Source organism: Streptococcus sp. ZY19097 (assembly GCF_040731245.1).
Taxonomy (GTDB): Bacteria; Bacillota; Bacilli; order Lactobacillales; family Streptococcaceae; genus Streptococcus; species Streptococcus orisratti.
In genome coordinates this window covers 172,129-184,142 of sequence record NZ_CP160400.1, presented here as the reverse complement: position 1 = coordinate 184,142, position 12,014 = coordinate 172,129, and the positions used below count along the sequence as shown (strand labels likewise).

Sequence of the window (12,014 nt, the reverse complement as noted above, 5' to 3'; positions counted from 1 at the left end):
TCTAAACTCCTTATTTTCTATTCTTTTGTGCTCTTTTCTTAGCGCGACGTATTCTTGCTTGGCGTTCTTTTTCTTCTTCTTCAACTCGCAAACGCTCCGCAATGATTTTAAAAGGATTGTTGAGCAGCAGAATTTGAAAAACCTGAAAGGCATTGGAAATCGTCCAATAAAGAACCACACCAGATGCCAGACTAAAGCCCATGAAGAAAATCATCACTGGCATAACATAAGTCATGATGACCATAGCAATATTCTTCTCTTTAGCAGCCTTGTTCGTTAACCAAGTTGACAAGAATGTAAAAAGGGCTGCCAAAACAGGAAGAATAAAATAGGGATCTGGTTGAGATAATTCTAGCCAAAGGAAACTTCCAGTTTTCAAGAAAGCAACACGGCTCAAGGCTTGAAAAAGGGCATACATGACTGGGAGCTGTATGAGAAGTGGTAATAAACTAGAATAGGGATTGACACCGTATTTTTTATAGAGTGCTTGACTTTCCTGAGCCAGAGCCATCCTACTATCCGTATCTTTACCAGGATACTTAGCCTGTAAAGCGCGCAATTCTGGCTGTAAGTCTTGCATTTTTTGACCAGATTTAATCTGTATATTAAAGAGTGGCATTAGGATTGCTCGGATAATAATTGTAAACAGTATAATCCCTATCCCAATAGAACCACCAAAAGACAAGAAACGGATTGCCTGAGCAAAGAAATAGACCACTTGCTCCCAGCCATTTGTAGACGAACTTGTGACCTCACCTCGTCCGCAGGCAGACAAAACTAGCAAGGCAACGCTCGCTAGGCTGATAAAACTAATTTTCTTTTTCACACTCTAAACCTTTCTGATAAAGTTTTGCCAGCCTCAAGACATGCTGAAGATTTTTCTTAACCTCATGATAATCCAATTCTTCAACACCTTTTCTGGCAATAATCACAAAATCATGGTTGGTTAAATCAGGGGAAAGCTCCATGATGGCATGACGAATTTTTCGCTTAACGGCATTTCTCGTGACAGCGTTACCAAGCTTTTTACCAGCAGAAATACCCACTCGGTAATGTTTCTGATTTTTTTCTAGCTGATAAACGACAAATTTCCGATTAGCAACACTGGTTCCCTTATCAAAAATCGCCTGAAAATCTTTGTCACTTTTGACACGAAAGCTTTTCTTCACCGCACAACTCCATTCTAAATTACTCCTATTATACCACAAAAAGCAAAAAAGCCTCAACCCCTAGGAATTTCGGCCTTTCTTACAATTCGGTTACAGTTCTGTTTGAGCTTGCTTAATTTGCCATGTCACTTGGTCAAATCCCGTCCCACCCAATGAATGGCGGCGTTCAACAGCAGTGTGAGACTGCAAGGTCACATAGATATCTTGGTCAATCAAATCTGAAATTTCTTGATAGCGTTCAAAAGGAACATCTTGCAGATAAATTCCCTTCTTTGTACACTCCAAGACCAGCTGACCAACAATTTCATGCGCCTGACGGAAAGGCAACCCCTTAGCCGCCAAATAATCTGCTAGTTCCGTAGCATTTGAAAAATCTTTCTCTGTAGATTTCGCCATGTGCTCCTTATTGACCGTCATGGTATTAAGCATACCTGCCAAAATATCAAGGGCTACCGTGATAGTTTCAACCGTATCAAACATACCTTCCTTGTCCTCTTGCAAGTCCTTGTTATAAGCCAAAGGTAAAGATTTCATGACCGTCAAAAGACCAAAGAGATTGCCATAAACACGACCAGATTTTCCACGAATAAGCTCTGCCATATCTGGATTTTTCTTCTGCGGCATAATAGATGAACCCGTTGAGAAAGTGTCGGACAAGGTTACAAATTGGTATTCATTAGAACACCAGTTGATGATTTCTTCGCAAATACGGCTCATATGCATCATCAAAATGCTAGCATTAGACAAAAATTCCAGAATAAAGTCACGGTCGCTCACAGCGTCTAGCGAGTTACTGTAAGGTTTGGCAAACCCCATAAGCTCTGCAGTCATCTCACGGTCAATAGGAAAGGTAGTTCCGGCCAAAGCTGCAGCTCCAAGTGGTGACATATCCGTATGTTTAACATTAAACTCAAAACGCTCACTATCACGGGTAAACATATTATAATATGCCATTAAATGATGTCCAAATGAAATGGGCTGCGCATGTTGTAGATGCGTGTATCCTGGCATAATAGTGTAGGTGTGCTCCTCTGCCAATGTGACAAGACTGCTACGTAAATGATGTAATTTTTCAATGACCTCTGCTAGCTTGGCTTTAAGATATAAGTGCATGTCTGTCGCCACTTGGTCATTCCGTGAACGAGCTGTGTGGAGTTTTCCTGCCACTGGGCCAATTTTCTCAGTCAGGAGACTTTCCATATTCATGTGAATGTCTTCATTAGACACATCGAATTCGATTTGACCAGCCTTGTACTCCTCAAGAAGTTCTTCCAAACCAGCCTTAATCTGTGCAGCCTCTTCCTTGGCAATAATCCCCGTCTCACCTAACATGGTCACATGGGCAATCGACCCTTTTAGATCAAATTCCGCCATTTTTTGGTCAAAAGAAATGGACGCCCCAAATTCCTCAACCCATTTTTCAAGCCCAGCTTCAAAACGGCCACCCCACAGCTTATGATTTTCTTTAGTCATTTTTTATCACCAAGAGCAACTCTGCGCTCTACTTTCTCTTTTCTTACTTGCTTGAATAAAACAAGCCCAAGGAGCTACCTCAGACTTGTTTGGTGTCTCACAGGACAAATTTCTTAAATGATTCTCTCTGAATATCATTATTTAAGCTCGAGGTGCCTCTCTGAACACCTTGACGAGAATTGGTAAGTTATAAGAAAAGAGTCTCAGATGGGCATCTCTGTACCCTTTTATCTGAAATTTTCTTTCCTTTTTACAATTTTTTAAATGGTAGGGACACCAGCGATTTCCTATGAAATTCCATGGCTAAATTTTGAACCAAAGTCTCAAAATTTCCCAGACAATTAGTATTCTTGCTGATTGTCTCTTTACCACAGCGAAAAGTGCGAAACTGAAGCGCTACTAACGTAGCTCTTTTAATTTGTTCTGCTATAAATTATTTATTGTTAACTTGTGAGTTTACCTGTGTTGGCAGACCCCAAAGTTTAATGAAGCCAACTGCCGCGTCTTGATCAAAGCTGTCAGCAGATGTGTAGGTTGCCAAATTTTCATCGTAAAGTGAATTTGGTGATTTACGTGCAACAACTTGAGCATGGCCTTTGTAAAGTTTGACCTTAGCCGTCCCGTTAACCACTTTTTGTGTTTCCTTGATGTAGGCAATGATGGCTTTCGTTGCTGGGCTGAACCACAATGCATTATAGATAAGATTTGACAATTCATTTTCAAGAATTGGTTTGAAGTGTGACACTTCACGTACCAAGGTCAAATCTTCAATTTCCTTGTGAGCTGTCAAGAGGGTAATAGCTCCTGGGCATTCATAAATTTCACGCGATTTAATACCTACCAGACGATTTTCAACGTGGTCAATACGGCCGATACCATGTTTGCCTGCAATAAGGTTGAGCTCTTGAATGAGGTCAGCCAATTTCATTTCTTTGCCATTCAAGGCAACTGGCTTACCAGCTTTAAACTCAATGTCAACAAATTCAGGTTGATCTGGGGCTGATTCTGGTGAATTGGTAATGCCAAATGCTTCTTCTGGCGCTTGATTCCAAGGATTCTCAAGAACACCGCACTCATTAGCACGCCCCCAAAGGTTTTGATCCACCGAATAAGGATTATCAAGGTCAGCCGGGACTGGAACGCCATTTGCCTTAGCATATTCAATTTCTTCTTCGCGAGACCATTTCCATTCACGAACAGGCGCTATAACTTTAAGATTTGGGTCAAGGGCTGCAATGGCAACTTCAAAACGAACTTGGTCATTCCCCTTACCAGTACAACCGTGAGCGATAGTTGTCGCCCCAGTTTTATGCGCAATTTCAACCAATTTTTTAGAAATAATCGGACGGCTGAGAGCTGATACCAGAGGATATTTTTGTTCATAGTAAGCGTGTGCTTGAAGAGCAGGAAGAACATACTCCTCAGCAAACTCATCCTTAACATCAAGAACATAAGACTCAATAGCTCCAACTGTCAAAGCCTTATCATGAATAAAATCAAGATCTTTACCTTCGCCAACGTCCATACAAACAGCAACGACATCATAATCTTTTTTAAGCCAAGTAATGGCAACTGAGGTATCAAGACCACCGGAATAGGCTAAAATAACTTTTTCTTTCGACATATGAATTTCTCTTTTCTTAAACTTATTGTTGATGTTTTTTTATCAACTCTATGTGTATAATTATACTCTCGATTTTGACATTTGTCAATCTTTTTTTGAATATTTTTTCAAAAAAAATAAAATATCCACCATTTTACGCATAATATAGTAATTTATGCAAAATATATCCATAAAATATAAAGTAAAACAGACAGACTGCTATGCAAAATTAAATGGTTAAGGTGAACTTTCTTAAAGATAAAATACCCATTTATCGGACGTAAAGTCGTTGCCATCATCAGTAAAATCGCCACACTGAGCTGAAATATTCCTGCCGAAATTATGTTATAATGTAACAATATACAGGATAGAATTCCCATTATCAGAGGAAGACAATTACAAAATAACAACAACTGGGAAATATTTTCTTTTACACTAACTGCTGCTACGGCTAAACTACCGAGATAACCGATAACTAATACGAGAAAGAACATGAGCTTTCCCTCCTTTCATTTGCTATTAAAACATGAGGGGATAAGCCCCTGTCAAGGAGAAAAAGATGAAAACTGGTCAGGTTACACAAGATTTCATGATTACACGCGATACGCTTAGGCACTATATCAAGGAAGGTCTGTTGTCTCCTAAACTAGTAAAAGGTAAGTATGATTGGTCAGAAAAGGATCTTGAAGATTTAGAGACGATTCTAGGACTACGTCAGATGGGGCTTTCCCTTCGTGCTATTTCACGCATCAAGTACCTACATGAAAATGCCTGTTCAACTTCGGAACAATGGTTGGAAAATCAGAGAGTCTTTGAGGAAGAGATCCAAACCTGCCAAGATAAAATCGAAATACTTCTAAAACAAAAATCTCTATTGGAAGAAGTACTCATGCAAATTAACCAAAAACTTGAAAAGCCCGACAACTAACCCCAAAATCGCCGATAATTTTTTAACGTTGCTGGTTAATTTATGAACTGCTTTTTAGCCAGATATAAATTTAATAAGCTACCTCATCCTAAAAACAATTTCAAATACAAGGCCCTTATGTTCTTCAAAAATTAAACTCCATCATCATTGCCTTGATTTTATAGTCTTTTAATTTGCTTTTAGTACAAGGCGAGTTAACGAAGTAATCAAAGATAAACTAATTGACTATATAGATTTCAATTCTTTCTGCATCAATTAATCTGATTTTCTCTGAGTGTTATTTTCATCCTATCACAGTCAAACAAGAAGAACCAAAAAAATCAACCTAGGTACACTAAGTTGATTTCTCAGATTAGTTTAGTTTTTCACGGTACTTAGCCACTTCAGCTTTATTTCCCCAGACAAAGTGCCCAGGTTTGATTTCAACCATTTCAGGAGTATCAGTTGAGTAATCATGCTGATTTTGATCGTAAACGATCAATTCTTTCTGACGTTCCAAGATTGGATCTGGAATTGGTACAGCTGATAAAAGAGATTGAGTGTAAGGATGGATTGGATTTCGGAAGAGTTCTTCCGTTTCAGCCACCTCAACGATAACTCCCTTATGAATAACTGCAATACGATCTGAAATAAAACGCACAACAGATAAATCATGAGCGATGAAAAGGTAGGTTAGTCCTTTTTCTTTTTGAATTTTTTTCAAAAGGTTGAGAACTTGAGCTCGTACGGAAACATCCAAGGCAGAAATGGGTTCGTCTGCAATGATAAATTCTGGTTCCATGACCAATGCACGAGCAATACCGATACGCTGACGTTGACCACCTGAGAACTCATGTGGGTAACGTGTCAAATGTTCAGCTAAGAGCCCAACTTCCGCCATCATATCTGTAACTTTTTTCTTGCGATCTGCTTCATCTTTAAAAAGTTTGAAATTATAAAGACCTTCTGAAATGATATAATCAACCGTTGCACGTTCATTCAAGCTTGCGGCAGGATCTTGGAAAATCATCTGAATTTTTGAAATCAATTCATTTTGCTCAGCACGCGTTTTTTTTCCGTTGATACGCTTACCATTATAGAGAATGTCCCCCGCACTAGTTTCATTCAAACCAATGATAGCACGACCAATGGTCGTTTTCCCGGAACCAGATTCACCAACAAGTGAGAAGGTTTCTCCCTTGTTAATGAAGAAGTTGGCATTCTTAACTGCAACGAATTTCTTTTTTCCTTCTCCGAAGGAAATTTCCAAATCTTTAATTTCGACTAATTTTTCAGTCATTTCCTTCCTCCTAGTTGGTCATTTTTTGAGAAATTTTTTGGTGCAAATCCTGAATAACTTCTGGTTTGTCAACCTTTGGTGCATCAGGATGAAGCAACCAAGTCTTAGCCCAGTGTGTTTCAGAAACAGCAAATTTAGGAACATCTTCTTCAAAATCAATCTTCATAGCATAGCGAGAACGTGGTGCAAAAGCATCACCTTTGATTGATGTATAAAGTGAAGGTGGTGTTCCAGGAATTGAGAAAAGGACACCTTTTTCATCAGCCAACTGTGGCAAACTTGACAGAAGACTCCAAGTGTAGGGGTGTTTTGGATCATAAAAGATTTCTTCTACCGTTCCATATTCGACAATATCACCCGCATACATAACAGCAACCTTATCAGCAATACTTGCTACCACGCCAAGGTCATGGGTAATGAAGATTGTTGTAAAATTATATTCTTTTTGAAGATTTTTGAGCAAGTCAATAATTTGTGCTTGAATTGTCACATCAAGCGCCGTTGTTGGCTCATCACAAATCAAGACATCTGGCTTACATGCCAAGGCAATCGCAATAACAATACGTTGGCGCATCCCCCCAGAATACTGAAGAGGATATTCGTCATAACGTCTCTCAGCTTCAGGGATACCAACTTTTTTCATGTAGTCAATAGCCATTTCCTTAGCTTCTGCCTTAGTTTTACCTTGGTGTTTGATAATAACTTCAGAGATTTGTTTTCCGATGGTTTGAATCGGATCAAGGCTGGTCATTGGGTCTTGGAAAATGGTAGAAATTTTTCCACCACGAATTTTTTCCCAATCTGCATTGGATTTTAAATCTGTCAATTCTTGACCGCGATACTTGATAGAACCATTGGCAATACGGCCGTTAGATTCTAACATTCCTGTAAAAGTTTTAGTCAAAACAGATTTACCGCTTCCTGATTCACCAACGACGGCAAGAACCTCACCCTCGTAGAGATCAATGGAAATATTACGAATAGCAGTCAAGACACGGTCACGAACATCAAATTCCACGACCACATCTTGAGCACTTAAGATTACATTATTAGTGTTAGTCATTGTTACTCCTATCTATGTGTACGTGGATCGCTGGCATCCGCAAGGTTTTGACCAACGATGTAAAGTGGCAAGGATACCAAAATCAAAGTTGTCAACGGAATCCAGAAAAGGTAGGCATTTGTTGTCAAGTTTGATGAATAATTAGCAATCAAACGTCCTAAACTCGGCTCTGTTACTGGCAAACCAATACCAAAAGCGGAAAGGAAAGCTTCATAAGAGATATAAGCTGGAAGCATTTGTGATACCAAGGTTACGATAACTGAAACCAATTGTGGCAAGAGATTTTTGATAGCAATTTTAACCGTTGAGGTTCCCAAAGTACGACTTGCAAGGTTATACTCCAAATCACGGTAGCGCATGACTTGCACACGAATAGAATAGGCAATCCCAATCCAACCCGTGATACAGAAAGCTAAGATCAAATTCCAGAAACCTGAACCAAGAGAGTAGGTCAAAATCATAACAATCATGATGAAAGGAAGGTTTGAAATGACATTGTAAACCTCAATCATGACTTTATCAACCGCCTTAGACACACCCCAAAGAGCACCAATAACGATACCGAGGACAATATTGATTAATGTTGCAATGACCGAAATCAAGATGGAGTTGCGGGCACCATACCAAACACCATCAAAGAGTGACTGACCATTTTTATCAGTACCAAACCAATACTGCGCATTTGGCCAAATGTAACGTTTTGAAAAGTCGTTGATATCACTAACATCGTTGAAGTCAAAGTTCGCAAACATTGGATAGATAAAACTCATCAAAATGATAGCAATCAGAAGAACCAACATAAAAATCGTTGATTTCTTTGAGAAAAATTGTCTGAAGACCGATTTCCAATAAGAATAGGTAGGAGCATCAATGGTTTCAGACGCATAAGTGTCTAATTCGACAAATTCAAATTTACTTTTGTCAATCGTAGCCATTATTTACCTCCTTTTGTAGACAATTTGATACGTGGGTCAAGGACAGTCATCAAGATATCCCCAACAAGAAGAGCGAAGATTGCCAATACTGCAAAGATAAAGACAAGACCGACAACCATGGCATTATTTGCTGCAGCGATAGCATCAATCAGCATTTTACCCATACCAGGGAAAGCAAAAACTTTTTCTGTCAATGTTGCTCCTGCAATTGTTGCAACAATAGCCCCTGGAATCCCATTGACAATCGGAACCATGGCATTTTTGAAGAGGTGATGACGTGAAATCTCAGCTTCAGATAAACCTTTAGCTCGGGCAAAACGAACAAAATCACTTCCTTGCAAGTCAACAATATAACGACGGAACCAAATGGCAATACCTGGTGCTCCCAAAACCCCCAAAATGATAGCTGGAAGAGCATAAGAACGAGGATCGCTAGCTCCCAAAAGTGGAAACGTATCTGGCAATCCAAAAAGTTTAGAACCAATGAAACGAATGACGTAAATACTTGCAATACTTGGCATAGCAAGCATAAAGGTTACTGTCGCAGTAGAGAAGCGGTCAAAGATTCCATCTTTATAACGAGCCATCAACAGACCTACTGGCAAACCAATGATATAAGATAGAAGAACCCCAATAAGACCCGCCTTCAATGAGTTTGAAATCATTGATGGTTCGGAGTAATTGTTTTGTGTGGCCGTATAGGCATCACCCTTACCAAAATTAGAGATGTCTCGAGCATCAGCTTGTTTAGGTGACTTATAGGTCCGTGAATAGATATCAATTGATGATACTTTGGTTTGACCAGTTGGGAATTTCACTTCTTGAGCCAATGTTTTCCCTTGACCTTGAGTGATGACTTGCAAGACAGGAATATTGGCAAAAGTAGGATAAGATGTTCCTAAATTAAAAGTTACGATATTTTGATGGATAAATGGGAATTTCCCGTTAAAGTAAATCAAATATTTATGCTTCGTTCCTGAACCAACAAGGGCAGGGCCAACGGCAGGATCATTTTCAAAACGAACGTAGCGTTTCAAATTTGGATTTGAAGAGTCTTGAATTTTCCAAGGATGGTCAACGACAATCAGATTAGAGTAAAAACTCCAAAGACGTTCATAAATAGGAATTTCACGCGTTGCGTAATATTGACCAGATTCAAACTTTTGAAGTTTCCAATTGCCACCTGCTGATTTGAGGTAAGCTTGATAAGCCTTTTTATCAGATGCACTTCCTTCATTGGTAACTTTTGAATCAACTTTTTTTGTAGCAGCAACCAATTCCTTAGTACTAAGGTAATCAATATAGCCCATTCTTTCATAAATGGTATTTTCGTAATCAGCCTTTTTATCTGGCGTCACGGCAATCTTGGTATAGTTCGGATCCTGTTTAAAAATCAGCTTCCGTGGTACAAGAGTGAAGACGATAGCATAGGTCAATGTCGTCACTAAAAATATGGAGACTAACGATCTCAGTATTCGGTTAAAAATGTATTTCTTCATATTCTTCCCTAACAGTTCAAAAGAACTTTCCCAATGAAAGGAGAAAGTTCTTCAGGAACATTTTAATTATTTTTCAACGTGATCTGCAAGTTCTTCTGCAGCTTTAGCGTTTGATTTTTCTTTTGCAGCTTGGTACTTCTTAAGAGCTTTAGCGTACTCTTTAGCCGTAACAGGTTTATCTTGAAGCTTCATGTATTTATAGGTCGTTGAGTCACCTTTAACCCCAACATAAGAATTAGCTCTTGTAAACGGAACGATTCTAGTAAGACTTGGTACAGCACCTTTTGAAAATGTTGGAATCATAACAGCGCTATCTGTCAACCAAGCTTGAGCTTTTGCATAAGCTTCGTAACGTGCATTAACATCGTCTGTAATCGCATTTGCTTCATCAAGCATTGCTTGGTATTTATCCAAACCTACTGATTGAATCATAGCTGTATCAGTATCAGCGACACCTAAACGATAAGTTGCGGCAGCACCTTTCTGTGTACCGAAGATGTCTAAGTATGATGATGGGTCAGAGTAGTCTGGTGACCAGCCTGAGATCGCCAAGTCGTAGTCATTTTGTTCTGGTGTTTCAGCTTGATAAGTAGCTGCTAACCATTCATCTTCAGTGACTTGTTTGATGTTGATTTGAATATTGTCAGAACCAAGGCTCTTTTCAACAGACTGTTTGAACGATTGTGCACGTTGTACAGAAATTTCGTCTGTTTGTGAAACTGGGAAGTCCAACTGAATTGGGAAGGTTACACCTTCAGCCGTAAGTGCTTCCTTAGCTTTTGCAAATTCTGTTTTTGCCTTTTCTGGATTGTAAAGACCATCTTGTGCATCTGAAAGTTCAACGTCTTTCCATTCATCACCATATGAAGCTAGGTCGGCCTCAACTGTATCACCGAAGTCTTTACCATCAATTTGAACAAATGCTGGTGGAACCAAGGTATTACGCAAAGCCTTATCCTTAGCTTCTTCACCATTTCCTTGAGCATTGTATGAAGCACGGTCAAAGCCAAAGGTTACCGCTTGACGGAAGTCTTTGTTGTTCATAGCCTTCTTAGAGTCTGACAATTGTGCATCAGTCTTATCTGAGATTTTATGCAACGTACGGTTCATGTTGAAATAAACCATGAAAGTTGAACCATCTTGTTGGCCGTAAACAATATCGTCACCGTATTTCTTCACAGCTGTCTTATAGCTTGGTGCTGTTGGGTACAAGCGTGCAGTTACATAGGAACCCTCGTCAAAGTTGTTGTATTGTGAGTCTGGGTCAGAACCATCATAATAAGTCAATTTAACGTTGTCAATATGGACATTGTCAGCATCCCAGTAGTTAGGATTCTTTTCAAATTCCATTGATGACTTAGCAGTGATTGATTTCAAGAGGTATGGACCATTGTAAAGAAGTGAAGATGGGTCAGTTTGTTTACCGAAGTCTTTGCCTTTTGATTTCAAGAATTCAGCGTTGACTGGAGCCATAATACTGTAAGTCAATTTAGAATTCCAGTAGGTTTCAGGTTTGTTAAGTGTATATTGAACAGTGTGATCGTCAATTGCTTTAACACCTACCGTTGAGAAATCCTTAGTCTTACCATCAATATAGTCTTGGAGACCTTTGATAGAGCCTTGGACAACGTAAAGAGCTTCTGATTCTGAATCAACGGCATGTTTAAGACCAGTAACAAAGTCCTGTGCTGTAACATCAGCATACTCTTCGCCATCAGCAGTGTACCATTTAGCATCTTTGCGAAGTTTGTAAGTGTAGGTCAAACCATCCTTAGATACTGTCCAATCCTTGGCAAGCGATGGAATCAAGTTACCATATTGGTCGTTTTCCAAAAGACCATCAATGAGGTTATTAGTGATTTCACTTGTCCCTGCTTGGTTCATCTTGATGTAATCAAGAGAGACTGGCTCAGATGCATATATGTAGTTGTAAGTTGATGATGAACTAGTGCTGTCAGAACTCTTGCTACCACATGCAGCAAGGAAAGATGCAGATAGCAATGTTACTCCTGCGGCAAAAAGCCATTTGCTTTTATTCTTCATAAAAGTACCTCTAAAAACTAAT

The 12,014-nt window shown here is 39.3% G+C and carries 10 protein-coding genes; 1 reads left to right on the top strand and 9 read right to left on the bottom strand.

Annotated features, from left to right (window positions below; genetic code table 11):
- Positions 1 to 10 precede the first annotated feature (10 nt).
- The 4 genes from ABZ559_RS00860 to ABZ559_RS00845 all read right to left on the bottom strand — a co-directional run bounded on the left by ABZ559_RS00860 (position 11) and on the right by ABZ559_RS00845 (position 4,266).
- Positions 11 to 826: a YidC/Oxa1 family membrane protein insertase gene (locus ABZ559_RS00860; protein ID WP_367006879.1), complete on the bottom strand. Its 816-nt coding sequence runs from the start codon at positions 824 to 826 to the stop codon at positions 11 to 13.
- On the bottom strand, positions 810 to 1,169 hold the full coding sequence (gene rnpA, locus ABZ559_RS00855; protein WP_018374946.1) for a ribonuclease P protein component: 360 nt from the start codon (positions 1,167 to 1,169) through the stop codon (positions 810 to 812). The genes ABZ559_RS00860 and rnpA overlap by 17 nt, the downstream gene beginning before the upstream one ends.
- Before the next feature lie 90 nt (positions 1,170 to 1,259).
- Entirely contained in the window at positions 1,260 to 2,642 is a 1,383-nt protein-coding gene (gene argH / locus ABZ559_RS00850; RefSeq protein ID WP_367006876.1) for an argininosuccinate lyase, read from the bottom strand.
- A 433-nt stretch (positions 2,643 to 3,075) separates the two neighbouring features.
- The gene (locus ABZ559_RS00845; protein WP_367006875.1) at positions 3,076 to 4,266 is read right to left on the bottom strand and encodes an argininosuccinate synthase; all 1,191 of its coding nucleotides are present in this window, start codon (positions 4,264 to 4,266) and stop codon (positions 3,076 to 3,078) included.
- 538 nt (positions 4,267 to 4,804) lie between these two features.
- Here ABZ559_RS00845 and ABZ559_RS00840 point away from each other — a divergent pair.
- Positions 4,805 to 5,173 (top strand): MerR family transcriptional regulator, encoded by a 369-nt coding sequence (locus tag ABZ559_RS00840; protein WP_273415207.1) that lies wholly within the window; start codon positions 4,805 to 4,807, stop codon positions 5,171 to 5,173.
- A gap of 352 nt (positions 5,174 to 5,525) precedes the next feature.
- Here ABZ559_RS00840 and ABZ559_RS00835 read toward each other — a convergent pair whose 3' ends face one another.
- The 5 genes from ABZ559_RS00835 to ABZ559_RS00815 all read right to left on the bottom strand — a co-directional run bounded on the left by ABZ559_RS00835 (position 5,526) and on the right by ABZ559_RS00815 (position 11,992).
- A complete protein-coding gene (locus tag ABZ559_RS00835; RefSeq protein WP_367006874.1) occupies positions 5,526 to 6,452 on the bottom strand; it encodes an ATP-binding cassette domain-containing protein in 927 nt (308 codons plus the stop codon).
- A 10-nt stretch (positions 6,453 to 6,462) separates the two neighbouring features.
- Entirely contained in the window at positions 6,463 to 7,515 is a 1,053-nt protein-coding gene (locus ABZ559_RS00830; RefSeq protein ID WP_273415211.1) for an ABC transporter ATP-binding protein, read from the bottom strand.
- A gap of 8 nt (positions 7,516 to 7,523) precedes the next feature.
- On the bottom strand, positions 7,524 to 8,450 hold the full coding sequence (gene oppC / locus ABZ559_RS00825) for an oligopeptide ABC transporter permease OppC (RefSeq protein ID WP_273415212.1): 927 nt from the start codon (positions 8,448 to 8,450) through the stop codon (positions 7,524 to 7,526).
- Positions 8,450 to 9,949 carry an ABC transporter permease gene (locus tag ABZ559_RS00820; protein ID WP_367006871.1) on the bottom strand — a complete coding sequence of 500 codons (1,500 nt, stop codon included), beginning with the start codon at positions 9,947 to 9,949 and terminating at the stop codon, positions 8,450 to 8,452. The genes oppC and ABZ559_RS00820 overlap by 1 nt, the downstream gene beginning before the upstream one ends.
- Positions 9,950 to 10,015: 66 nt before the next feature.
- Positions 10,016 to 11,992 carry a peptide ABC transporter substrate-binding protein gene (locus tag ABZ559_RS00815; RefSeq protein ID WP_367006869.1) on the bottom strand — a complete coding sequence of 659 codons (1,977 nt, stop codon included), beginning with the start codon at positions 11,990 to 11,992 and terminating at the stop codon, positions 10,016 to 10,018.
- Positions 11,993 to 12,014 lie beyond the last annotated feature (22 nt).